The sequence below is a fragment of the Pseudoalteromonas sp. PPB1 genome (genome assembly GCF_015356275.1).
Lineage (GTDB): Bacteria > Pseudomonadota > Gammaproteobacteria > Enterobacterales > Alteromonadaceae > Pseudoalteromonas > Pseudoalteromonas rubra_D.
Genome location: NZ_JACEQV010000042.1, coordinates 1 through 25207 on the forward strand (window position 1 = coordinate 1; position 25207 = coordinate 25207).

Below are 25207 nucleotides of genomic sequence, written 5' to 3' on the forward strand. Positions count from 1 at the left end.
AGAACGCCACTTGAAACATTATTAGATGGGAAATCGCTCTGGGCTGAAAAGAATTTAGCCCAAATCTAGACTGACAATCACCGATTGAAAAACGGGTAACTGTCAGGTCAAGTCTGAGCTAGTACACATTAAGAAAGCAATTAACGCTCGCATAACAAGACAATTAACACGCCCTCTTATAGCAGATACCCTCTCTTCCTTTGCATGATCGCAACTTTTCGAAGAAATATCTCACCAAAGTAATGCTATCTTAGATACAGCTATATGAGTGAAGTCTATCGTTGGAAAATTACACAATATTATCTCGTTCAAGCATGTTTTATTTAATTAACTTTTACAACTTGCGAATTTCTATGGTTGTCCATACAAAGGCAAAAACGCTAGTGCGAGGCTTTTGAATAATGGTGCCCAGAGGCGGACAAAGTGGTCCGGAACCACTTTGAACAGCTTTAGCTGGCCGCTTGCGGTGAAATACAAGGACGTACTTCATCATCGAACCACCCGTAGGCGTGTTCGATTACGCCGCCACAATTCAAACAGCGTTCGAAAACAAAAAAGCCCCGCTAATGCGAGGCTTTTGAATAATGGTGCCCAGAGGCGGAATCGAACCACCGACACGAGGATTTTCAATCCTCTGCTCTACCGACTGAGCTATCTGGGCTAAAACTGGTTATATTGTGCTACTCTTTCGTCCATGAAGCGGTGGCCTGTCGTCGTCCTGACTCCACCTCAACAAGCTGCGAAGCGATGCTTCGGTCTTGTTTCGCCCAACTGAGCTATCTGGGCTAAAACTGGTTATATTGTGCTGTATAATTCATCCTGAAGCAGCGTTCCGGCTCGACGTCCTGTCTCGCGTTCGATTAGCTGCGAAGCGTTGCTTCGGTCTAATCTCACCCAACTGATTGAGTCAGGCGCACCTTAATACTGGTGCCCAGAGGCGGAATCGAACCACCGACACGAGGATTTTCAATCCTCTGCTCTACCGACTGAGCTATCTGGGCGTGCGGCGTATTAAACGGGTTTTGCCTTGTTAAGTCAACTTTTTTTTAATCTCTGCGTTCGACTGACCACTATTCCGACAAAACCCGTCTAATCGCTTAAATTTCCCTCTGTATTTGGTATTTCGAAGCACTTTATGGCGTCGTTTTATCTGCTGTAGTGAGCAAAAACGGGGAGAATTCATCCAGCATAGGTGGTAGGATTGCAACCAACAAAGAAACATAGCACAAAAGTTGGGTTCGGAATCATATAATGGAAAACTCGTCTAATACGAACATAAAGGGCTTTGTACCCCTATTTATTGTCGTTACCATCATTATTGCAGTCATTTCTGCTGCCGCGGCCTTTACCTGGCCTGATGTAGATCAGAAACAAGCGGACTCCACCCAACGACCTGACCTGGTACTGCTGGCAAAAGATATTTCAACACCTTTATCCAATACCATGATGAAGCTGGGCTATAACTATGCCAAACAAATTCTTTCTGCATTTGAAGCCAGCAACCCCGACATAGAATTGTATCTATATAGTGACAGTGGCATTGGACAAGCCAGCCTGGTATATCAAACCAATGACCAGAGCATTGCGCCAATAAAAAGACAAGCTAAGGTCGATCAGGGTGGTGAGTTTGTCGTTCACCAGCCACTCGTGTTAGATGATTTGCCTGTCGGTGAACTCATTTTAAGATACGCCCCCCAACAACCGGTATCGAACGCTTCGCCAGTAACCAGCATCAGCTTAGCTGTGTGTGCTTTACTACTAACAATCGCTTTTGGTATTTTCCTCAAGCGCCAAATTATTGGTCGTCTCAGTAAAGACCTCACAGAACTCAATGAAGAACTGCAACACCTGCTGGATCAAAAGTCCTATGATATCCATGTGACTGAAAAACTCAGTTTTGGGCTATCGAAAACCGCTGTAGGCATTAATCAGTTAATTAATCAGATCCGTGACATCATTCAGGGAAACCAGGCAGCACAAAGAGAGCTCAAGCAATTACAAACCAGTTTAGAATCAGAAGTACAAGCCAGAACCCTGGCACTGGAAAAGGCCACGCTGAATGCAGAGCGTGCCAGTGAAGCCAAAACCACGTTCCTGGCCACCATGAGCCATGAAATTAGAACACCAATGAATGGTGTCATTGGTACGATTGATCTATTACGCCAGACTGAACTGGACGGCGCGCAACACCGCCTGACCACCATTATTCGTGATTCCGCTTTTTCATTGCTGGGCATACTGGATGATATTCTCGACTTTTCTAAAATTGAAGCCGGTAAGCTGCAGATGGACAACAGTGTCTTTTCAGTGGCTGAAACCATTGAGGAGGTGGCGCGAGTGCTGTCTTCTGTGGCCAGAAAACGTAAATTAGACCTGCAATTGGCTGTTGCACCGGATATTCCAAACAACCTGGTTGGTGATGCCGTGCGTGTTCGTCAGGTTTTATACAATCTATGTAGTAATGCCATTAAATTCACAACCACCGATGATGCCAGACGCGGCTTTGTTAAAATCTCCGTTGAAGTCGCACAAAACACTTCTGAGCACTACACCCTGCGCTTTACCGTCACAGATAACGGTAAGGGCATGACACAAGCACAACTGCGGGAAATTTTTAACCCCTTCATTCAGGCAGAAGGCTCCATTACTCGGGAATACGGCGGTACGGGTCTGGGCTTATCTATTTGTAAAAGCCTGGTTGAACTCATGCTGGGCTCAATTCATGTCAGCTCTGATATCGGTATGGGCAGTGAATTCGTTGTGGAACTCCCGTTTAGTGTAAAAGGTCAGATAGCCTACGCAAACAAAGCCGTTCTAAATAGCCAAAGAGTGGTGGTGCTGACCCATGCTCAGGCACGTCGTAATATTGTTGCCCGCTACTTGTCCTTCATGGGGGCCGACACAGTCGTACTAAGAGAGGCTGACGAACTCAGCGAATATCAGTACGACAGCGATGTGATCTGGGTTCTGGACGGTCTGGATGGCATGGACAAAGTCAATGGTCAGTTACGCGACCTGCTCTACTCCATTGAACACAATAACCAGCAAGTCATTGTACTCAGTACAATGGATGAACCGGCCTTAAACCACGACCGTATTTTCTATCTCAATGCTGCGCCTTTGTGTAAATCTAGCTTTATGACCGCCATTTTAGTCGCTGCGGGTCTGCATAAGCCGAAAAAGCTCAAGCCATCACGTTCATTAAACAAATACCTGAATGTCGAGGACGCAAGAGCTGCCAACAAACTGGTGCTGCTGGTGGAAGATAATGTCCTCAACCAACAGGTGTTGACGGATCAATTACATTTACTTGGCTATGGTGTTGAAGTTGCAGAAAATGGCGAGGAAGGTCTGGCCCGCTGGCAACAGGCCCATTACCCCATTATTCTCACCGATTTACATATGCCTAAAATGTCCGGCTATGACATGGTTGCCAAAATCCGTGAGGAAGCAGAACAAGCAGAAGACATCAATGCTCAGCCGTACATTATTGCCATTACCGCAAATGCACTCAAAGGCGAGCGTGACCGTTGTCTCGCAGCCGGTATGAATGACTATATAACCAAACCTGTTGAACTCAATGTACTCGAAGCCACTTTGGATACCTGGCAACAGTCTATTGGCAACTCAGGCCAACAACAAACTGGCAACGCAAAGCCAAGCACACCTGAGACACAGGCACAAACACCGGTTGAGCCAACGTTGTCCCATAGCGAACCGACTGCACCACAACAAACGGTGGAGCCCGAGGAGATTGAGCCTGAGACACAATCAGATGCAACAGCACAGGCTCCTGAGCCTCAGCAAACAGAGCCTGATGAGCCGATTGATCTGGCGCAGCTGGACAAATATGTCAATCATGACGCCAATAAACGCCTGCGCTTTTTCCGCATGTATCTGGAACAAAGCAGTGAACTGGCCAGAGACATCAATGGCGCTGTGATCTCAATGAGCCAGGAAGAGATTATTGAAGCGTGTCACCAGCTCAAGTCCATATCTAAAACCATTGGTGCACACGGCGTGGCTGACATGGCCGCTGAGTTTGAACAGCGCTGTAAAGGAGAGGAATTGACCAGTGACGACCTGATCCATTTACGAGATGCCCTGGAAACACACTATCAGCGGGCCACTGAGTTCATTCAACGCTACTTGCAGACACAAGCGGGTTAATTCAGCATCGCGCTCAGTAAGCAAGCAGCTGCTGAGCGCACTCTTCTACCCTTGGACCATACCGTAGATTAGACGGATCACTATGGAGACCATGACCAGGGGCAATATATACTTGGCGTACTTCTGCATCTTATCCAGTCCCATTCGGCTTTGATACTTTTCCAGAAGTGGGATCAAGACTAACAAAGCAATAATCAGGCTCCCTAAAATAATCAAAACATTCATTACTACGCGCTCCTTATGTTGATAGCGATACCATGCCACAGCCGTGCTGAGTTTGCCAAGTGTCAGCTATTGTCAAATAAGAAACAAGTATATAAAAAGAAAAAAGCGCGAAGCAGTACTTCGCGCAACAGGTTGGAGAGTGCTAACCGACAAGTGCAAGCAAGATACCCGCAGCAACGGCACTTCCCAGTACCCCTGCGACATTTGGTCCCATAGCATGCATTAATAAAAAGTTGTGTGGATTGCTTTCTAAACCGACTTTATTGACGACCCTGGCAGCCATGGGCACCGCAGATACCCCAGCTGCACCAACCAGTGGATTGATTGGACTATCACCTGCAAAACGATTCATCACTTTGGCCATATAAACCCCGGATGCCGTGCCAATACTAAACGCTGCGGCCCCCAACACCAGGATCCCGATGGTCTCGACCGTCAAAAACTCATCTGCCGCCAGCTTAGAGCCCACCGCTAACCCCAGGAAAATCGTCGTGATATTGATAATTTCGTTCTGGGCTGAGTTACTCAGGCGATCAACCACCCCAGATTCGCGCATTAAGTTACCCAGACAAAACATCCCAACCAGCGGCGTTGCAGCCGGCAGGAATAATAAGGTCAGAGTCAACACGCCGAGCGGAAACAAAATTTTCTCCTGCTTTGAAACTGCTCTTAGCTGAGGCATGGCAATATTACGCTCTTCTTCGGTGGTCAGTAAGCGCATAATCGGTGGCTGAATGATCGGTACCAGCGCCATGTAAGAGTAGGCAGCTACGGCAATGGCGCCCAGCAACTCAGGTGAAAGCCTGGATGCCAGGAAGATGGCAGTTGGGCCATCCGCGCCCCCGATGATGGCTATCGCTGAAGCATCTTGCAACGTAAATTCAAACCCGGGGACGTAGTTAAGTAATATCGCGCCAAACAGGGTCGCAAAAATACCAAACTGCGCAGCAGCACCCAGCAGCAACATTCTGGGGTTCGCGATCAGTGCACTAAAGTCCGTGAGCGCACCAACCCCCATAAAGATCAAGAGCGGAAAAATACCACTGTCGATCCCAATATAGTAAACGTAATACAGCAGGCCGCCCGGATCTGCCAGGCCCGCAACCGGGATGTTGGTCAGGATTGCGCCAAAGCCAATCGGGACCAATAACAACGGCTCAAATCGCTTTGCTATTGCCAGATAAAGCAAACCACAGCCGACGGCAATCATGGCCAGTGCAGGTAAGGTCATGTTGGCCAGCCCGGTGGCCGACCATAGATTTAATAGTCCATCCATACCCAATCTCCTATGCCAGTGCGACGATGGCATCACCAGCCGACACTGAATCTCCTTCGTTAACCAGGATATCGGCGATTTTACCGCTATGCGTGGCACGCACTTCGGTCTCCATTTTCATTGCTTCCATGATCAAGACCAGATCGCCCTGCTCGACCACATCACCCTGTCGGGCATGCAATTTAAAAATATTGCCTGCCAGTGGTGCGTTCAGCGTTTCACCGCTGCTGATCGAGGCAGACTGAGGCATCAGCTCGCTGTCCTTAACCTCAACTTCTTTGAGCTCTCCGCCAGGGGCAACCACTACGTTATATACCTTGCCTTCCACTTGCACACTGTAACGCTCTTGTTGAGGTTTACTCACTTGTACGGGCGCAGGGGTCGGTTGAGTTGGTTGAACCAACTCAGGTTTAGGTTCAAATGCCGCCGGGTTGTCACGATTTTGTAGGAATTTAAGACCAACTTGTGGGAACAAGGCGTAAGTCAGCACATCATCAATCACCGCATCACTCAGCGCAAGATCCAGACCTTTGGCTTTTTCGACTAAGTCACGCTCAAGCTCAGCCAGCTCTGGCTCTATCAAATCAGCAGGACGACATGTGATGGCTTGTGCACCGTCCAATACGCGTTGTTGAAGCGCAGCGTCAACCGGCGCAGGTGTTTTCCCGTACTCACCTTTAAGTACACCCGCCGTTTCTTTGGTGATGGATTTGTAACGCTCTCCGGTTAACACATTCAGAACGGCCTGAGTACCAACAATCTGAGAGGTTGGTGTCACCAAAGGTAAGTAGCCCAGATCCTGGCGCACAGATGGGATCTCCTTAAGTACCTCATCTAAACGGTCATCAGCCCCTTGCTCTTTGAGCTGATTTTCCATATTGGTCAACATACCACCTGGTACTTGTGCCGATAAAATACGGCCATCTACACCTTTAAGACTGCCCTCAAAGGCTGCATACTTTTTACGGACATCACGGAAATAAGCTGCTATCTCCTCAAGCTGCAATAAATCCAGCCCGGTATCTCGCTCAGTCCCCTCGACAATAGACACTAAAGTTTCGGTGGCACTGTGACCATAGGTCATACTCATGGAAGAGATCGCGGTATCCAGCATATCAATGCCTGCATCCACCGCTTTTTGGTAGGTCGCTGTGCTCAGGCCTGTCGTAGCGTGGCATTGCATAGCAATCGGCACAGACACCGTATTCTTCAATTCACGGATCAGAACTTCTGCGTCATAAGGTTTCAGTAACCCTGCCATGTCTTTGATACAAATTGAATGACATCCCATTTGTTCAAGTTGTTTTGCCTGCGCTAACCACATGTCCAGAGTATGTACCGGACTGACCGTATACGAGATAGTGCCCTGTGCATGTGCACCAACTTTGATCGCAGCACGGATAGCTGTTTCCAGATTACGCACATCGTTCATGGCGTCGAAGATACGGAACACGTCAACACCGTTGTGATGGGCACGCTCAACAAATTTTTCGACCACATCATCAGCGTAATGGCGATAACCCAGCAGGTTTTGTCCCCTCAACAGCATCTGTTGCTTGGTGTTTGGCATCGCTTCTTTCAGGGCGCGGATCCGATACCAGGGATCTTCACCCAGGTAACGAATACAGGCATCAAAAGTCGCCCCGCCCCAGGATTCAACTGACCAATACCCGACCTGATCCAATTGCTCAGCAATGGGCAACATATCTTCCAGGCGCATACGTGTGGCCAGTAAGGACTGATGTGCGTCGCGTAGCACCAATTCTGTAAGTTTGAGCTGTGACATAAGTGACCCCTTGAATTATTTTTCTGATTGGAAGTGCTGGTTACGGTATTGCGAAATCGCTGCGCTAATGGCGGCCAGGTGCTCGCCTGGTATTTTTCCTGCGTCTGAAGCCTGCGATTTAGTTGCCCTTGAGCTGGGCTGTGTTTGCGCTTCTTTTGGCGCGGCAAATTTAGATAACCCTTTCACCGCAACAATCAAAATAGACAAGAATACAAACACCCCGACCATGCCGGTCAGCATTAAGCTGGCTGCCTGAGCCAGTAAGGCGGTTATGTCCATCTCTGCTCTCCCCTTGTTGTTAACATTTTTTTGCGTGACATCATGCAGATACAATAGATAGCCACAATTTATAGATAATTATGCAACCATCATAACAAAACCGACTGCTTTGTAAACCAGCGTGTAAATTGGTATTACCAATAAGAATTCATACTAAATTTCAAACTGTTACGATATTCCAAATGAAAATTTAATGAAAACAGCCAAATAAATATGAAAAATAGTCAAGATACCTGGTGAGAATAGGCAAGTGGCATAAAAAACATTCACCCTCAGACTTCCCTTCAACAGAAACATACAATTGGTATGACCAAAAGTAAGTTTTTGAGACATGTTAACAAATGCTGTAAGCAGCGATCTGCAGTTTACGTAAAGCCTGCGCAAGTCGATTATTTCGGGGTATAATGGAGAGATGAAATAACTGGAGTTATGTGTGTGTTTCACTGCGAGTTTACGCTGGATAAAGATTACTTTCGTGAGTGTTTTGATCAATCTTTGCCTTACAGCAATGTCAGCAAACCCAAATATGCCCTGGTGGCATTTTTATTTATTTTAGGCTGTGTCGCTATCTACGGCCTGGACAACGCCTATCTAGGCAACTTTTTGATTTTACTTGCCGTTTTAGAGTGTATTGCACATTACTATCGACGCCCTTGGTGGGTAGCAAGACAAATGGTGACGCGGGCCAGTGGCAGTAAAATAACGCTACAAATTGATACACAGGGGATCACGGCGACCAATCCGTATAAGTCCTATCAGATCCTCTGGTCAGAAGTGAATAAGGTAGCAGAAACCCAACTGGGCGTGGTGCTGGTGCGTGCGGGTACAAACCAGTACATCTCTAAAAAAGCCCTCTCCGCGGAAGCCTTAGAGTTTATTTTGAGCAAAAAAAATAGCCACGACTGAGTGGCTACCTTTTCGAATTCTACCGGGCTGTTGTCCGGGAATCAGGTATTACATATTACCCGTAGTCGGGTTAGACTTTTCAGCCTGAATACGCATGTAGATCTCTTCACGGTGTACAGAAACATCTTTAGGGGCGTTAACGCCAATACGAACTTGATTTCCTTTAACACCTAATACGGTTACAGTTACTTCATCACCTATCATTAGAGTTTCGCCTACACGGCGAGTTAGAATTAGCATTCTCTTGCTCCTGTTATTCCAAAATTTAAAAGATTCCGCGTCTTGGTCATTTTAATGAAAAGTTTCCGTAAAAGTAAGCAAAATTATTGCCTAATCGTCACTTTCCAGTTTAAAAGCGTCATGCAGAGCACGTACAGCCAACTCAAGGTATCGCTCATCGATTAATACTGAAATCTTTATTTCCGAGGTTGCAACTAACAAAGGTGAAATATTCTCTGCCGCCAGCGCCGAAAAGAATGTGCCGACATTAGCAGAGTGCGACTTTAAACCCACCCCTACCGCTGAGATTTTTACAACCGCAGTGTTACTGACGATTTCAACTGCGCCAAACGTGTGCTGATGCGTCCTGAGCAAATCCAGCGCCTGCAGATGATCATTGCTGTGCACAGTTAAAGCATAGTCTATTTTGCCAGTATGTTGATTCATTTGACTGATCATGTCGACTTCTATCGCATATTCACCTAGAAGTGACAAGATTTTAGCCAGGGTTGTGGGACTGTCGGATGCCTGTTTAACCATCAGCAGACATTCATCTTTTTGATGTGCAATCCCCGATACCACTTTCTTATTCATGGGGCTTTCCTCGTAAGTTATCAAGGTCCCGGCATCTGGTTTAAAGGTAGATAAAACACGTAATGGTAGGGTATAACGCCCGGCCGCTTCGACAGAGCGGATCTGCAACACCTTAGCCCCCAGGCTTGCAAGCTCCAGCATTTCCTCGAATGTAACCCGAGTCATACGACGCGCTTTTGGTTCAATCCGGGGATCACAGGTATAAACACCGTCTACATCGGTGTAAATCTGACACTCATCAGCCCCCAACGCAGCGGCAATTTCAACAGCGCTGGTATCCGTCCCGCCACGCCCTAAAGTCGTGATATTACCTTCAAGGTCACGGCCCTGAAAACCGGCAATGATACTAATGTGGTGCTGTTGCAGCTCTTGACGTAAACGTGAAGTATCTATATCAGCAATACGGGCACGACCAAACATATTGTCTGTGACAATACCGACTTGATCGGCCAGTAAACTGATGGCGGAATGGCCCCGTTTAATAATGGCCATTGCCAGTAAAGCGATAGATACCTGCTCACCGGTGGTCAGCAGGACATCGAGTTCTCTGGGGCTGGGTTGCGTGTCTATCTGTCTGGCCAGATTAATCAGACGATTGGTTTCACCTGACATGGCTGACAACACAACCACTACTTGATGACCAGCTTGTCGGGTCTTGACCACCAGGTCAGCGACAGCTTCGATACGCTCAACCGAGCCTACCGAAGTGCCACCAAATTTTTGAACGATCAGTGCCACGTGTTACTGAGTTTTCTCGGCCAGCCACGCTGAAACACTGGCCAATGCAGCATCCAGATTTTGTGGCTCTGAACCGCCAGCCTGGGCCATATCAGGACGGCCACCGCCCTTGCCACCTACCTGTGCAGCCATATGATTCACCAGGTCACCGGCTTTCACACGTCCAACCAAATCTTTAGTGACACCAGCGATCAGGCTAACTTTGTCACCATTTGCCACACCCAGAGCGATAACCCCTGAGCCCATCTTGTTTTTCAGGTCATCGACCATGCCACGTAACGCTTTAGACTCAGTACCTGCTACGTTAGCAACCAACACTTTAATGCCATTGATGTCCGTTGCAGATTCAAGTAAGGACGCTCCAGCGGCACTTGCCAGCTTATCGTTCAGCTGAGACACCTGCTTTTCTAAACCTTTGGCTTTTTCAATCAGGGCTGCTACTTTGTCCAGCGCACTGCTGTTGTCGCCTTTCACCAAAGCTGCAATTTCTGCTAGCGTTTGTTCCTGATTAGCAACATAAGCAATAGCTTCAGCACCCGTTACGGCTTCGATACGACGCACACCCGCAGCAATACCGCCTTCTGAGACAATCTTGAACAAACCAATATCACCAGCACGAGACACGTGTGTACCACCGCACAGCTCAATAGAGTAGTCACCAATCGACACGACACGTACTTCATCGTCGTACTTCTCACCAAACAGCGCCATGGCGCCCTTCTCTTTCGCCGCGTCTATGTCCATTAACTCGGTATTCAGCGCGAAGTTAGTACGGATCTGTGCGTTGACAGCATCCTCAATCTCACGCAATTGCGCTTTGTTGACCCCTTCGAAGTGTGAAAAGTCAAAGCGCAGCTTATCAGCCATGACCAATGAGCCTTTCTGTGCAACATGTTCGCCTAATGCCTGACGCAGTGCTTCGTGCAAAATGTGCGTTGCCGTGTGGTTTTTCTTGATGTCTTCACGACGTGCAGCATCAACCTGAGCATCGGCCTTATCATTAACACCAATACGACCTGTAACACGACCATGATGGGCAATGGCATTGCCAAGCTTTTGCGTATCTGTTACTACGAACTCGCCGGCCGCGACTTTCAGGCTACCGGTATCACCGACCTGACCACCTGACTCAGCGTAAAACGGTGTGCGGTCCAACACCACAATGCCGTTGTCACCTTCTTCAAGCACAGAAACAGACTGGCCTTCTTTGAACAGCTCCACCACAGTACCGGTATAATGTGTCGCATCGTAGCCTTTAAAGTCGGATGACTTCTCAGATTTCAGCTGTTCGTTGTAATCGGCACCAAACTTACCCGCCTGCTGAGCCATCTTACGCTGAGTTTCCATGCACTCTTTAAAGCCACGTTCATCGATGGTCATAAAGCGTTCACGCGCCACATCTGCTGTCAAATCTGCCGGGAAACCATAGGTATCGTACAATTTGAACACCACATCACCTGGGATCACATCGCCTTCTAATGAAGCCAGGTGCTCTTCCAGGATAGCCAGACCGCGGTCTAGTGTCTTACCAAACTGCTCTTCTTCAATACGCAGTACCTTCTCGATGATGGCACCTTGTTTAACCAGCTCAGGATAAGCTTCACCCATTTGCTCACTCAATGCGCTCACCAGCTGATGGAAGAATGCGCCCTTCGCGCCTAATTTATTACCGTGGCGAACTGCGCGACGAATGATACGACGCAGCACATAACCACGCCCTTCGTTGGATGGCATCACACCATCAGCAATCAAAAATGCACAAGACCGGATATGGTCCGCGATAACGCGTAATGATTTATCTTCAAGATCCTGTGCACCCGTTACTTTTGCAGCTGCCGCAATCAACGCCTGGAACAAATCAATTTCATAGTTTGAATGCACACCTTGCATGATCGCTGAAATACGCTCAAGACCCATGCCGGTGTCGACAGATTGCTTAGGTAGCGGCTCCATGGTGCCATCGGCATGACGGTTGTATTGCATAAAGACCAGGTTCCAGATTTCGATGAAACGATCACCGTCTTCTTCTGGCGACCCCGGCGGTCCACCCCAGATCTCTTCACCATGGTCAAAGAATATTTCTGAACAAGGGCCACATGGACCGGTATCACCCATCGACCAGAAGTTATCCGAGGTATCAATGCGTATGATTTTATCTTCCGGAACACCCATCTCTTTTGACCAAATGTCATAGGCTTCTTCGTCATTGTGATAAACAGTGACCAGAAGTTTATCTTTGGGTAGTTTGATTTCTTCAGTCAGAAATTCCCAGGCAAAGCGAATCGCATCTTTCTTGAAGTAATCACCAAAGCTAAAGTTGCCCAGCATTTCGAAAAAGGTGTGGTGACGCGCGGTATAGCCAACATTTTCCAGGTCATTATGTTTACCCCCGGCACGCACACAGCGCTGTGAACTAGTCGCCCGATTGTAAGGACGCTTTTCACCGCCCAGAAAAACATCTTTAAACTGCACCATACCGGCATTGGTAAATAACAACGTAGCGTCATTTCCCGGGATCAGTGAACTTGAAGGCACCACCTGGTGTTGTTGTTTGGCAAAGTAGTCAAGAAAGCTCTGCCTTATCTGTGCGGTCGTCATCTGCTGCATGTGCTCATTACCCTTTATTGCTGCTGTAGTAACAGGCATTACTCACCGTGTGAGTGTGCCTCGATAGCATAATCTATTTCGTCATAACGAAATCCGCGCGACATCATGTAGCGAATTCGTTTTGACTTCTCTTTATAATCCAATTGAATTGTCGACCGGCTGTACTTTTTCTCGTAGGCACGCAACGCCACGCTAAACCAGTCGACTTCTTGTTCTTCTATTAAGTGTTGTAAATATGATTTGTCGACACCTTTGCGCTGCGCATCCATCATAACACGTTTTTCACCTAGTCCCTTGGCCACTTGCTGCGACAAGAAACTGGCGCAATAGCGCTTGTCATCCAGGTAACCAAGCGACTCAAGCCAGTCAAGTAAACGTGTGATATACGCCTCTTCAGCCTCTTTTGCCCGTAACTTCTGAGCAATTAGCTGACGCGAATACTCCTGCCTGGACAAAAGCCAAAGCGCATAGTTCTTCAGCTTTTTCTCATGCTCATGTTGATCCATCAGGCGTCAAACCGGCCACTTTGCTGTTGCTGCTGCGGTGGCGTATCGTCACTTGATGCAGGCGGCTCAGAGACAGACATGATGGCCTGAAACGAGACAAAAAACCCAATGTATGCAATGGGCATCACCACCAATAGCGGGACCAACGACATAGGGATAGAAAGCAGCATTAACAGCGCTACCAAAAGCCCAAATACTGTCAGAGGTGCCATGTTGTGATAAAACACCAACAAAGACTGCTTCATCGCCTGAATAATACGGGGTTCATCACGGAAAAATACTAAGGGTAGCGCATAGGCAAAGGCCATCATCGCCAGCGATTGTATAACAACAAAAATCGCAATGTCCGCAAAGGTAACCTGTGCAATGACTTGCGCCAACACTTGCGCTTCATCACTCTGTTCATTCACGCTTTGTAATACTTCCAGTGCAGGACCAAATAAGACGCCCAGCAAAGCACTCAGTAACAGCGCAATACCCATTTGGTACAAACCAAAGCGAAACAAATTCAGGCGCCGGCCTTTAGTTGAAAAGGGCACTAAAATGTCGGCCAAGGTAATCGCTTCACCCTGTTGTTTTTTCACCACTGCCAGATAAAATCCCGCGGTCAAAAAAGGCGACGCCAGTACAGCCACGAGCTGTAATGGCGGAAAGACGAAAGGCACCAGGCTCACTACAACCATGAGCAGGTACATCATGACAAAGGTAAAAGGTTGGGACTTGAAAATAATCCACCCGGCTTTAAGCCACTGCAAGCCAAACCCTGCGGTAAACGTTTTAAATTCTGTTGGCATATTCATCAATTCATTGTGAAACAGACCGATTATACTGGGTCAAGGAAGGACTTAAAAGGTCAGATGGGGGAATTTTCAACTCGTTACCTACAACATCTGAGTCGATACTGGTCAATCGACAAAACCAACTGACCAGCGTGTTGCCTACGACCTAGATTTCGTCTGGCTTTTTGATCTTTTTAATGTCTAACATGTGCGAGCCATGTTTTACTTTGGTCTCGAGGTAATTTTTATTTCCGGCCACGCCCACTTTAACATGTGCATGCGTGCCCACCACTTCCTCAACCTCAATCCCGGCATCTCTGAGCGCGTTAAGCTTACGGGGATTATTGGTCATCAGCCGAACGTGATCCAGGCCAAGTGCCTGCAACATCAGTACCGCATCCGAAAAGTCACGCAAGTCATCATCAAACCCAAGGTGGTTATTCGCTTCATAGGTATTCATGCCCTGAGACTGGAGCACGTATGCGTCGATCTTATTATATAGCCCAATCCCTCTGCCCTCCTGACGGAGATATAAAAGCACCCCCCCCTGCTGATGCATCGCTTCAATACTCTCATTCAGTTGTTCACCACAATCACACCGTGACGAGTGGAATACGTCACCCGTTAAACATTCAGAATGCATTCTAATCAGCGGCACTGACTGCTCGCTATCGGCACGATTAAACACCAGGGCAACGTGTTCCTGGCCGTCCTGTAACCCTTCAAATGAGACGATTTCTGCGGGGATATGACTACGCTGCCCAACATTCAGCTCAACTCTTGCTCTTACTTGTGCCACGACTACAAAATACCTAATTGCAAAAATGTGATAATATCACAAAAAATACTGTAACAGACTATATGGTGGCTAAGCCACCCAGTTACAAGTCCTCAGACTAAATACTGGCAAATACACCGAACACCGCTAGGCTATTAATATCAGACTAGGTTAATTTGCAACCAACTCGAGAGCATAGCTCAGGCGCTAATGGATTAAAAATTTCTCATTTAGAACAAATGAATAGCAATTTTTTGCAGCATTATCGCCGAGGTTTCCTCATTGTATGATTGGCTACTTAATTAAGCAGGTTTGATATCAGAACTGCCCGGTGCCACTCGCACTAGTGCATTTTCTACTGAAATAATATCTTAATGGTAACTGATGCGCTCGAAAATTGTGATGTTTTTATCCCTGATCTGGTGCCTTGCGCTACCTACGCAAGCAGATCAGCTAAAAGTGGATGGCTTTGCCACATTAGATATCAACATCAGTAACTCCCAAACAGCCGGGATCCGACATGTGATCTCGCAACCCGACGCCAGCTATTTAGGTGAGCCCAGCTTTGCCAACTCCTCCATTGGCTTACAGTTCGAGTGGCAATCGTCTTCGCAACTGCAGTGGGTGGCGCAAACCGTGCTCAAAGAACGCAAAGAGTACAAGCTTGATTACCTTATTCAAATGGCTTTTGCTCGCTACACCCTGACACCTAACTGGCAATTTCGCATTGGTCGTACCGGACTCGATCTCTATATGATGACTGAGTACCGAGATATTGGCTTTGCGTTTAATTATGGTCACCCCCCCACTGAGTTTTACGCGGTTGTACCACATCAAAGCCTGGATGGCATTGATGTCACTTATACCTATCCACTCGAACAAAGTGTCCTGACTTACAAAGTGTTCGCCGGACGTTCAAATGCACCGATAATCAGTGACGAAGATTTCATCTGGGATGTTGAGCTGAAATCTATATATGGCATGGGCCTGTCGTTGCAAACCCAAAATTGGCTGCTGCGCAGCAATTTCACCACCACTCAGGCTGGTAACACTAATGAGCAACAGATTCAATTGCTCAGCGCTTTACAACAAATACCAAACGCTGTCTGGCCTACACGCCAGGCATTGATTGAATCCTTGCAAATTAAAGGCAAACGGTTTAATTACTTTACACTCGGAGCCCACTACGACGACAGCCATTGGATTTTACAAAGTGAGCTCGCCTATATCGACTCAAACTCTGAGGTGCTCAATCATTTAAAAGCCGGATACATCAGTGTCGGCACGCACCTGGACAACGACACTTGGTTACTAACTCTCAGTGCTGCAAAATCTAACAACCGTGTTGATCCGGGGCCTTTGCTGACGACACCTCTGCTCGATGCGCTCTATCATGGTGTGATCCGTCACACCAATTTTTACCTGATAGATCAACATACCTGGTCGTTAAGCTGGCGACGCGATCTAACCTCCACGCTGGCAGCGAAAATCCAACTTGATCACACCCAGGCCAACCACTTACCATCGGCCTTTTACCTCCACAAGAACTTGTCGTCTGGAGATCATGACAGATATTTTCAGTCACTTGGACTCAGTCTGAATTGGGTGTTCTGATGCGGCTGCAAGTACTATCAAGCATTCAGCATACCCTGACAGGGCTGAAAAAATTATTCAGAATGGCCTTGAGCCTGTCGCTGTTCATTTGTTTTACCACTGACGCGAACGACCCTCTGGTGGTAATTGTGCACAAGGACAACCCTAATCAGCAGATTTCCCAGCACCAGCTGGTCGATCTCTATATGGGCAAATATACCGCCTTCCCGGACGGCACCTTGGCTAACGTCCTGGACTATGAACAAGGGCATCCTTTACGCACTATTTTTCTGACATCATTAACAGGGCGCCCTATTAATCAGATAAATGCATACTGGTCACAGGTAAAATTTAGTGGTAAGGCCTCTTTCCCACAAGCATATCAATCAATCGACGCTATACTTGAAGAAGTCGCATCTACGCCCGATGCAATTGGTTATGTGCCCGCAACTGCGGTTACTGAGGACGTCAAAGTGGTGTATCGTTTTGTTCAATAAACACAGTTTGATCACACGGCTAACCCTTTTACTGAGTCTGGTGACGCTGCTTTTCAGTGTGATCTACGCAAAGCTCTATTATCGGCACGTGTTTGATGAAGAGCTGGCACGGGCCAGCGACACAGTTATGCAAATAGGAAAAACGGTGTCGTCTACAGCATCTATCGCCGCTTACCTTGAAGACAAAGATTTGGCCACAGAAGTCGTTAACGGGCTGGTGAGCAACGATATTATTTTATCAGCTGCGCTCGTCAGTAAAGATACTTTACTGGCCAAGAGCATCTTACACAGCGGTCCGGGCAGTATTCAGATCAAACTGGTCAATCCGTTTTTTCTGTCAGAGCACATTGGCCTAATACATATCGCACCAAACACCCAAATTATTGAACAGAATGCGCAAAATATCGCGCTGGGCGGCGTCAGAACCATGTTGGTCGTGATCCTGCCTATCATAATCTTACTGACGACCCTAGTTTATTGGCAAGTCACCCGACCCTTGAATCACCTCGGCAAACAATTAGCAAAGATCCTTCCAGGCAGTGCTCAGCGCCTAAAAATAGACAAGCACGCCCATCATAACGAGATAGGTCGTATTGAACTCGGGATCAATACCCTACTGGACAAAGCCGAGGTGCTATTCGAGCAAGAGCGCAACCTCAGAGCAGAAGTGGTGGAGCTGGAAAAACGCTTTCGGTTGATGTTCGAGCAGTCATCTTCGCCCACCTTACTGGTTAAAGATGAAGGAGATATTTTGTTGATCAACGATGCAGCAAAAGATCTGCTCGTTGGTATGGGCGTAGACATAGATGAACGATTTCCGGAGAATCTGGGACTGTACTGTAAAACCCCGGATATTCTTTACACCTTCACTGAAAACAGCATCAAACAAAAACAAGTGATGCAGTCTGAATTTGAATTCATAAACCCACTGACTCAAACCACCGTATGGTTGAGCATTATTGTACTCAACACACTGAGCGACGGAAAATGGTATTTTCAGGTGTTCCTTGCCGACATTACTCTGCGTAAGACCATGCTCAACCAGCTCAACAAGCGCGCGCAAAGGGACAGCCTCACTGGACTGTATAATCGCTACGGTGCAGAGCTCATGCTACTCGACTGGATAGACAATCAATGTACATTTAGCCTGCTGCTCATAGACTTAGACAAGTTTAAACCAATCAACGACGTGTATGGTCACAATGCTGGAGATGCGCTGCTCAAGCACGTAGCAAGTCAATTATCTAACACGATGGGCACCACAGACCTGGTTTGCCGCTGGGGGGGAGATGAATTTTTGGTTGCCCGGCTGGATATAACACAACAAGAGCTTACTCGTCTTGCTCAGGCACTGCTCGAAGCAATCAATCAGCCTATGCCATTTGAACATCGTGAAGGACAGACCGAGCTGGTGGTGGGTGCCAGTATCGGTATTGCGCACTTCCCTCAGCATGCAGAAAATCTAAAAGGCCTGGTGGAATGTGCTGACGTCGCAATGTACAGCATTAAAAAGACCTCCAGGAATAACTTTACCTTTTATTCCAATTGAGCACAGTTGCATGGCTCAGCATTACTCTGACTGAGCCACCCTTCTTATTGAATAGCCCTCAGAACTTATCTAACAAAGCCGAATCGTACCGGGCCAAATCCAGTGTTACCTGATATTGCTTGGTCAGCGCATCGAGCTCTGCCTGCCAGATGCCCAGCTCTTCCATCGTCAACGTATTATCGTCAAGCTGCCATAATTGACGCGAACCACTGTAACTAAAGTGCATGGCAAGCATGGCATCGACATCACCCTGCTGTGCGGCCACCTTAACTTTGGCCATTTTTCGGGTAACCTTATTCAGCGCCTGTTTGAGCTGCCAGACATAGTTCACTTCATACATGAACGGGTGATACTGCACCTGTTTGAGTACCGCAGCGATTATCACACACGTCAGCACAACCCCAGTCAGGTTCCAATGGAAGTGACTCCCATCCGGATCCGGAAAAGCCACAATCAAAATCCGGGCAAACCCTAAGCTGCCAGCGACCAGGGCCGCAATGCAGGCTGCGATCACTATGTTCAGGTGTTTCCTGTAACGTGTTTTATCTATATCCAGTAGTTGCATCTTTTCTCCCACATACTGTAAAACTATCACGCAGGCTAGGCTGTTACGCCCTGCTTGGCCTGTTATGATGACCAGATAATCAGGTAGGTCTGTTCAGTTATTTTGCGCATTCTAACGTAATCGGAAAAAAAATCGCTAACTAGTTCACCCCTTTTTGACCTCAGTACCGTTTTACTGATAAATCATCAAGGAGCATGCTTATGAACGGTCAATTTCTAGCAGAACAATCGCCTCGCCCTTACCAGACCCTGAACAAGGTATTACTGTCGTTTTTGGGCGCCTGCGGCGTCACCTTTGCTGCCTTTGCTTTTATGCAGCACTTAATCAGTCAGGATCTTGAGTTTAAACAGGCCCCCATTACCTATACACCCGTTTTTCTTCCCGAAGTAAAGCAAGATACACCTGTTGAGACAATCCAAAAACTGCCCCCTCCGCCTAAACCTGTGCCAAAAGCCCCGCCTAAGCCAACGGTAAATGCAGAAACGCCAACCGTGGCGTTAAACGGGCTTGGCAGTGCGCCAGTTGTCGAAACAGGCCCTATACAAATGGGCTCATCGATGAAACCAACAGATATGCAGGCAACGCCCATCGTCAGAATTGAGCCTCGTTACCCGACTGTCGCTGCACGTGATGGTACGCAAGGGTGGGTTGAGCTGCACTTTACAATTTCTGAAACAGGCGAAGTAGTCGACGCTAGAGTCGCCAATGCTGAACCCAAACGTGTGTTCAACCGTGAGGCATTAAAAGCCTTAAAGCGCTGGAAATACCGCCCTCAAGTGGTGAACGGTCAGCCCCAGCGACAGCCCGGACAAAAAGTCGTGCTGGAGTTCAAGCTCAACCAGAATTAATATCTAGACTGGGCACCGGGTTTATTTACCTGGTGCAACCAGGCACAGACAATAAAAACAAGGACCTGCCTATGCTACTTGCTTTGAAAAACTGGCTGTCGGCAAACGAACCCGAGCCTGCCGACCCTTTATATGAGTTTAAATTGAGCGGAGACAACAAGTATCTGGAACTGGCGATAGACAAGTATAACCACGATTTATATCACTTTTTGCTGACCCAAAGTGACAGCGAACTGGCCAAAGACGTGTGCCAAAAAATCTGGCTAACCGTCGTTGAAAAACGTCAGGCCTATCACACCAGCCAGGCACCGAAAGCCTTTTTATTCAAGCTGGCCCGGAACGCACTGATCGACGAATTGCGTAAACAAAACCGGCTTACCTATATGGAACACCCGGAACAGCAGCTGTCTGTTCCAAAGGAGCGCACTGTACGGTCCCATCAATCCTTGTACGATGCAATTTTATTACTACCACTACAGCAAAGAGAAGCCATAAGCCTGCAACTGGAAGGTTTTTCATTGCAACAAATCGCCAGTATCACTGACGCCCCACAGGAAACCATTAAAACGCGCCTTCGTTATGCCCGCACGGCGCTTAAGCACGCATTAGGAGACGATGATGAGTGACAAATCGCAGGAAGATCGGCTTAAACAGGCCTATCTCCACGCAAAACAGCAGCACAGACCTACGGCACTTGAGCAGCGCCAGCTCAAGCAAGTTTGTCGCGCAGCTAATACCACAGCGAAACAGATCAGCTGGTGGCAAAGGGGCCAATGGGTTTTAGCATGCGGAGCACTCATAATGCTGGCCACAGTAATGCTATCTCAGGAACACGGCCAGCAATCAGTACAAGCTTTGTACGCCTTGAGTTTTGATGATTATGAACAGGTTGAAACCCATAGTGTCGAACAGGGTCACTACGTTACTCAGCTTCGAGCACAAAAACAGAACTTAGATAAGCAATTTAAACAGCAGCATCAACAACTGAGCGAACAACGCTTTTATGGACGACTGGTGCACAGTGACGCCAATACCTGGTTTGTTGCCGACTGCCGCAACAAAACGCTTTTGGAAATTAAACATTCAGTGCTCGCAGCACTACGAGACGACACTGAGTTGTCAGGCATATCACCGGGTCAAATGTTAGCATTGGATAAGAACACGGATGGTCATTTAACGACCATCACAGCGGTACCGGGCAAAGTGTATGCCTGCCCTTAAGCTCGCCAGCCTTAGAACAAGGCTGGCGAAAGGCGATTCTTAAATCATTACGATACTGGCGACGAAGAAGCTGATCAGTGCCAGCACGCCACCGACCATCGCATAAGGAAGTTGCGTTTTTACGTGAGTCAGCAGATCGCAGCCAGATGCCAATGCTGACACAGCGCTGGTATCTGAAATCGGCGAGCAGTGATCACCAAAAATCCCGCCACTGAGTATCGCGCCGACAACCAGCGATGGAGGCAGTCCCAAAGTTTGGATCAATGGCACCCCTATCGGGATAAGAATGGCAAAGGTGCCCCAGGATGTTCCTGTCGTAAAAGACATCACAGCCCCTGTTAAAAACAGCACTGGTACAATAAAGTAAACGGGTAAGTAATCACCTACTAACGACGCGACAAACACCCCAGTACCCAACTCTTTTAAGCTGGCACCCAGCGTCAGTGACAACAATACGATACTCACTAAAGGCAGCAGTTCTCCCATACCTTTGAAGCCTACATCAACCAGTTGCTGATGCGTAAAGTGGCGAGCTTTGAGCAGCAGTAAGTAGGCTACCGCCGTTGCCAGCACTGTGGCATACAAAACCGATTTAGAGCCACTGCCTTGAGCCAGTTCACCCCCACCTGTCCACAACATAAAACCCAGCATACTGACGATAAGCGTCGCCAGAGGCACTAACATAAAGCGCGCTTTACTGGCAGCCGGACCTTTGTCAATTTCCTGGTCTTGCTTTGCCAGCGCGTGTTCTGCCACTTTCATTGGGCCATGTACTTTGTCAAACACTATGGTGTAAAACACTATCAACAAAGCAATGATGGCATAAAAATTAAATGCCACACTGCCCCACAAAATACTGACCGCCGATTGCTCCAGCTCATAATTACTTAACAGACCCAGCACATACGCGCCCCAGCCGTTAAGCAGAATAAGAATACACACAGGTGCACTGGTGCTGTCGATAATATACGCCAAACGTGCGCGACTCATTTTAAATTTGTCAAACAAGCCCCGGGATACGATCCCTGAGGTCAGCACACTCATGTTTGACTCAATAAATACCGCCATCCCCGTGAACATGGTCAACAGGCCAACCTGGCGCTTATTTTTTGCAACGCCAATATTCAGCAGTTTATTCACTGTCGCACCGACGCCACCTGATTCTCTGATATAAGCCAGTAGCGCACCAATCACGATACTAAACAGTAAAATTCGACTGTTGCCGGGAGAGGTAGCAACGCTCACAATACGCTCAATACTATTAATAAAGGTGGAAAATAGCGCGTTACCACCACCGTTTAGCGCGAGTAGAAATTCTGAAGAGATCAACGCCAGGATCAGCGCCACAATGACCTCTTTGCGCCAAAACACCACGGCAATAGCTATCAAAGGCGGTAAAATCGAATACCAGGACATAGGTTCCCTATTACTAATTATTAGATCAGGCTGTAAACCCGTTAGCTTAATTAGTTGAGAGGAAAAAACCAAGCTTTTCGCAGCTGAATTTACAAACGCAACAAAAAGAACTTTTTTAGGGACCAACCAGATTAAAAAGCGCAATAATATATCTTTCTGATCTATTACATTGTTCACTTTGAACCTATAATATGGACATCTCTGTTAGTACAGGTTACCAAGTGAAGCGCATGTCTACTTTTATTAAAATAAAGGCATTAAGGCCAACTCTCTCACAAAGTGAGGCAAAACTCGCCGACTTTACCCTTAGTTCGGGGACCCAGATCCGTACCTTATCGTCCATTGAACTGGCCAAGGCAGCCGGCGTTAGTCAGTCCAGTGTCGTAAAGTTTGCACAAAAATTGGGGTACCGGGGTTTTCCGGCTTTCAAACTCGCGGTTGTGGATGCACTGAATGAGCAAACTTCCGAGCAGACATCCCGCTCGACACAGTTTGAGCAAAGCGATTCGTTGGCTGATATCAGCGAAAAGCTCATCGCCAATCAACACAAAACGCTGAGTGCAACTCAGAAACTCAATAATGGCTCAGAATTTGAGCGCACGGTGCAGGCCTTAAAAGCGGCGCGCAAAGTGCTGATCTGCGCCAAAGGTGCATCCTGGTCTGTTGCGCAAGATTTTGCCTTTAAACTACAAAAAGTAGGCATTTCTGCGGTGTGTCACAGCGATGAATTTAATGCAGCCAGCTATGTTGCGTCGATGGGCAAAGAGGATCTGCTAGTTGTGATCAGCAATTCAGGCCAGACAAAAGCACTTCTTAAACTGGCCGAACAGGCAAAGCGCAATGAGTGTCGCGTATTTGCTATCACGCGTTATGGCGACTCTCAGCTCAGTGAGATGGCGGAGCATGTCTTGTTTACCGTACAAGAGGCTGAGCCGATTAATCACAGCGCCATACTCACCCGGGCATCCCAATGCTACCTCATTGATACGCTCTTTGTTGCCTTGGCTCAGTCAAACTTGCACTGGCAACGCCGGGTTGAGCGGGCAAATGATAATATGCGCGCGATTTTTAACGACTGAGATCGTTTTATTCCCGCTCATAAAGCAGGTAAGGCAGGCGGCGTGTCTTAAACGCCTGTACTTCCTGCGCCCAGATTGCTTCTATCTGATGTGCTTTCAGACCTTGTGTCAGTGCCAGACGGATGACATCGGTTCCTGCTAGTTTGTCAAAGAAGCTCGGTGAGTTAATCAACGCCTCAGGATACAGCTCAAATGCACTGTGTGCCTGCACTAGCCAGTCTAATGACAGGCCGCGTTGTTGAGATTGCCGTAAATCTCTTGCATAAACGGTTTTACCTTTTAACTTAGGGTGCATGGCTGCACCGGGTATAGACCGTGGCGAGAATGCCAAGGCCCCGAGCGGGACCTGATCATGACCAAACACCTGAAACGGAAAATCACTGCCTCGACCTACTGAGACGCGCGTGGCCTCAAATAAGCATAATGAAGGGTACAAATAAATAGCACGTTGATTCGGCAGGTTAGGACTAGGTGCAATAGGTAACGTATAGTCATCTTTTGCACTGTAACTGGCAACCGGGATAACCGTCAGATCAAGCTTTGCACCACCATCTAGCCACTCTTCCCCTACACTCATCAAAGCTAACTCACCCAACGTCATACCATGCAATACAGGCACAGGCAGCATACCGACAAAAGAGCGGAAGCGCTCATCCAGAACCGGACCATCAACATAAGCGATATTCGGATTAGGTCGGTCCAGCACCAGAAAGCTGACACCATTTTGCTGCGCGGCCTCCATCGTTAGAAACAATGTGCTGAGATAGGTGTAAAAGCGTACACCCACATCCTGAATATCAAATACTAAAACATCAATATCTGCCAACTGTGCTGGCTTTGGCTTCTTATTCGTACCGTACAAGGAGACGATAGGCACACCTGTTTTTGTGTCTTTACCATCCGTGATGTAAACACCTACTCCTTTGTTGCCCCGAAATCCATGCTCTGGCGCAAAGATCCGGACCACATTCACCTGGTTGTCTGTCAGATAATCCAGTAAGTGTTGATCATATACTCGGGCACTTTGATTCACCACCAGACCCACCCGTTTGCCTTTCAGCATTGGCAGATACTGATCACCGCGCTCGGCAGCAACCGTAATCGCCCGTGTTTGAAATGAGCAAAGGAGCACACTGATGGCAATCATCAGCATCAGAAAAGCATAGATAGTCTGGCGCACAAAAGTCCTCAGGGGAAAGCAAACGGTATCGAGATTGTGCGGTGCGATGGCTCACCTTTGCAAATATTTACGACGGAAGAAATCCTACAAATTCGGCCTCAACTGCCGGGTTTGTAGTCAGGTACTCTATCCAGCTGAAACCATTATCCCAAAATACAGACACAAAAAACGACTTTCGTCGGTTGATTGCTCACTTCTACAAAGTAGAAGTGGCGGACGGCGGGACGTCTTTTTTTGGAGAGTGAACCTCCGACCGCCTGGTTCGTAGCCATCATCAGGGTACGTTTTTTGCGCTCGTAGCAGGCTGGATTTTGCCCCTGCCGGGTTATTTTGTCTGATGTATGCCTTAGCAATGGTCAGCTCAATCATAGGGTGGTTAAACTTAGATTGCGCAAA

The 25207-nt window shown here is 47.6% G+C and carries 22 protein-coding genes, 2 tRNA genes and 1 pseudogene; 9 read left to right on the forward strand and 16 right to left on the reverse strand.

Translation table 11 applies throughout. The features are described 5' to 3' along the window. Nucleotides 1–585 precede the first annotated feature (585 nt). Both IY568_RS23490 and IY568_RS23495 read right to left on the reverse strand, forming a co-directional pair. Nucleotides 586–661, reverse strand: a tRNA-Phe gene (locus tag IY568_RS23490). Nucleotides 662–925: 264 nt separating this feature from the next. Beyond that, nucleotides 926–1001 (reverse strand) — tRNA-Phe (locus IY568_RS23495). Between the two features lie 250 nt (nt 1002–1251). Here IY568_RS23495 and IY568_RS23500 point away from each other — a divergent pair. Continuing rightward, entirely contained in the window at nt 1252–4170 is a 2919-nt protein-coding gene (locus IY568_RS23500; RefSeq protein WP_194868860.1) for a hybrid sensor histidine kinase/response regulator, read from the forward strand. Between the two features lie 45 nt (nt 4171–4215). Here IY568_RS23500 and IY568_RS23505 read toward each other — a convergent pair whose 3' ends face one another. The 4 genes from IY568_RS23505 to IY568_RS23520 all read right to left on the reverse strand — a co-directional run bounded on the left by IY568_RS23505 (nt 4216) and on the right by IY568_RS23520 (nt 7736). Continuing rightward, a complete protein-coding gene (locus IY568_RS23505; protein ID WP_125563597.1) occupies nt 4216–4395 on the reverse strand; it encodes a hypothetical protein in 180 nt (59 codons plus the stop codon). A 142-nt stretch (nt 4396–4537) separates the two neighbouring features. Further along, entirely contained in the window at nt 4538–5671 is a 1134-nt protein-coding gene (locus IY568_RS23510; protein WP_010386833.1) for a sodium ion-translocating decarboxylase subunit beta, read from the reverse strand. A gap of 10 nt (nt 5672–5681) precedes the next feature. Next, nucleotides 5682–7457, reverse strand: a complete 1776-nt coding sequence (oadA, locus tag IY568_RS23515) for a sodium-extruding oxaloacetate decarboxylase subunit alpha (RefSeq protein WP_194868861.1) — start codon at nt 7455–7457, stop codon at nt 5682–5684. A 15-nt stretch (nt 7458–7472) separates the two neighbouring features. Further along, a complete protein-coding gene (locus tag IY568_RS23520; RefSeq protein WP_194868862.1) occupies nt 7473–7736 on the reverse strand; it encodes an OadG family protein in 264 nt (87 codons plus the stop codon). Nucleotides 7737–8165: 429 nt separating this feature from the next. Between IY568_RS23520 and IY568_RS23525 the strand changes: the two genes are divergently transcribed. Beyond that, nucleotides 8166–8642 (forward strand): YcxB family protein, encoded by a 477-nt coding sequence (locus IY568_RS23525; protein WP_125563603.1) that lies wholly within the window; start codon nt 8166–8168, stop codon nt 8640–8642. A gap of 48 nt (nt 8643–8690) precedes the next feature. Here the strand turns inward: IY568_RS23525 and csrA are convergent, their stop codons facing one another. The 6 genes from csrA to IY568_RS23555 all read right to left on the reverse strand — a co-directional run bounded on the left by csrA (nt 8691) and on the right by IY568_RS23555 (nt 14884). Then, nucleotides 8691–8882, reverse strand: coding sequence for a carbon storage regulator CsrA (gene csrA / locus IY568_RS23530; protein ID WP_010386837.1), 192 nt, complete (start codon nt 8880–8882; stop codon nt 8691–8693). Between the two features lie 90 nt (nt 8883–8972). Further along, nucleotides 8973–10193, reverse strand: coding sequence for an aspartate kinase (locus IY568_RS23535; RefSeq protein WP_138538674.1), 1221 nt, complete (start codon nt 10191–10193; stop codon nt 8973–8975). Nucleotides 10194–10196: 3 nt separating this feature from the next. Continuing rightward, a complete protein-coding gene (alaS, locus tag IY568_RS23540; RefSeq protein WP_194868863.1) occupies nt 10197–12800 on the reverse strand; it encodes an alanine--tRNA ligase in 2604 nt (867 codons plus the stop codon). A 38-nt stretch (nt 12801–12838) separates the two neighbouring features. Next, on the reverse strand, nt 12839–13306 hold the full coding sequence (locus IY568_RS23545; RefSeq protein ID WP_125563609.1) for a regulatory protein RecX: 468 nt from the start codon (nt 13304–13306) through the stop codon (nt 12839–12841). After that, nucleotides 13306–14100 (reverse strand): BPSS1780 family membrane protein, encoded by a 795-nt coding sequence (locus tag IY568_RS23550; RefSeq protein WP_125563611.1) that lies wholly within the window; start codon nt 14098–14100, stop codon nt 13306–13308. The genes IY568_RS23545 and IY568_RS23550 overlap by 1 nt, the downstream gene beginning before the upstream one ends. Before the next feature lie 151 nt (nt 14101–14251). Continuing rightward, nucleotides 14252–14884, reverse strand: coding sequence for a GTP cyclohydrolase II (locus IY568_RS23555; protein ID WP_010386843.1), 633 nt, complete (start codon nt 14882–14884; stop codon nt 14252–14254). Nucleotides 14885–15247: 363 nt separating this feature from the next. Between IY568_RS23555 and IY568_RS23560 the strand changes: the two genes are divergently transcribed. The 3 genes from IY568_RS23560 to IY568_RS23570 are packed head-to-tail and all read left to right on the forward strand — an operon-like array spanning nt 15248 to nt 18502. Further along, nucleotides 15248–16477 (forward strand): hypothetical protein, encoded by a 1230-nt coding sequence (locus tag IY568_RS23560; protein WP_194868864.1) that lies wholly within the window; start codon nt 15248–15250, stop codon nt 16475–16477. After that, the gene (locus tag IY568_RS23565) at nt 16477–16953 is read left to right on the forward strand and encodes a hypothetical protein (RefSeq protein WP_194868865.1); all 477 of its coding nucleotides are present in this window, start codon (nt 16477–16479) and stop codon (nt 16951–16953) included. Before IY568_RS23560 ends, IY568_RS23565 begins: the two co-directional genes overlap by 1 nt. Further along, nucleotides 16943–18502: a sensor domain-containing diguanylate cyclase gene (locus tag IY568_RS23570; protein WP_171045084.1), complete on the forward strand. Its 1560-nt coding sequence runs from the start codon at nt 16943–16945 to the stop codon at nt 18500–18502. The genes IY568_RS23565 and IY568_RS23570 overlap by 11 nt, the downstream gene beginning before the upstream one ends. A gap of 58 nt (nt 18503–18560) precedes the next feature. Here IY568_RS23570 and IY568_RS23575 read toward each other — a convergent pair whose 3' ends face one another. Beyond that, the gene (locus IY568_RS23575) at nt 18561–19067 is read right to left on the reverse strand and encodes a DUF3087 domain-containing protein (protein ID WP_138538677.1); all 507 of its coding nucleotides are present in this window, start codon (nt 19065–19067) and stop codon (nt 18561–18563) included. 200 nt (nt 19068–19267) lie between these two features. On the opposite strand from IY568_RS23575, the gene IY568_RS23580 reads away from it, so the two are divergent. From IY568_RS23580 to IY568_RS23590, 3 genes are all read left to right on the forward strand, one after another. Continuing rightward, nucleotides 19268–19915, forward strand: a complete 648-nt coding sequence (locus tag IY568_RS23580) for an energy transducer TonB (RefSeq protein WP_194868866.1) — start codon at nt 19268–19270, stop codon at nt 19913–19915. Nucleotides 19916–19986: 71 nt separating this feature from the next. After that, nucleotides 19987–20541 carry an RNA polymerase sigma factor gene (locus IY568_RS23585; RefSeq protein ID WP_194868867.1) on the forward strand — a complete coding sequence of 185 codons (555 nt, stop codon included), beginning with the start codon at nt 19987–19989 and terminating at the stop codon, nt 20539–20541. Further along, the gene (locus IY568_RS23590) at nt 20534–21136 is read left to right on the forward strand and encodes a hypothetical protein (protein WP_194868868.1); all 603 of its coding nucleotides are present in this window, start codon (nt 20534–20536) and stop codon (nt 21134–21136) included. Before IY568_RS23585 ends, IY568_RS23590 begins: the two co-directional genes overlap by 8 nt. A 39-nt stretch (nt 21137–21175) precedes the next feature. Here IY568_RS23590 and IY568_RS23595 read toward each other — a convergent pair whose 3' ends face one another. After that, nucleotides 21176–22552 carry a Na+/H+ antiporter NhaC family protein gene (locus IY568_RS23595; protein ID WP_194868869.1) on the reverse strand — a complete coding sequence of 459 codons (1377 nt, stop codon included), beginning with the start codon at nt 22550–22552 and terminating at the stop codon, nt 21176–21178. Nucleotides 22553–22782: 230 nt separating this feature from the next. On the opposite strand from IY568_RS23595, the gene IY568_RS23600 reads away from it, so the two are divergent. Beyond that, entirely contained in the window at nt 22783–23631 is an 849-nt protein-coding gene (locus IY568_RS23600) for a MurR/RpiR family transcriptional regulator (protein ID WP_125563629.1), read from the forward strand. Nucleotides 23632–23638: 7 nt separating this feature from the next. Here IY568_RS23600 and IY568_RS23605 read toward each other — a convergent pair whose 3' ends face one another. Together IY568_RS23605 and IY568_RS24985 are read right to left on the reverse strand one after the other, a co-directional pair. Beyond that, on the reverse strand, nt 23639–24811 hold the full coding sequence (locus IY568_RS23605) for a DUF1343 domain-containing protein (RefSeq protein WP_323744779.1): 1173 nt from the start codon (nt 24809–24811) through the stop codon (nt 23639–23641). Between the two features lie 126 nt (nt 24812–24937). Then, a pseudogene (locus tag IY568_RS24985) lies at nt 24938–25207 on the reverse strand (hypothetical protein); the annotation flags it as partial.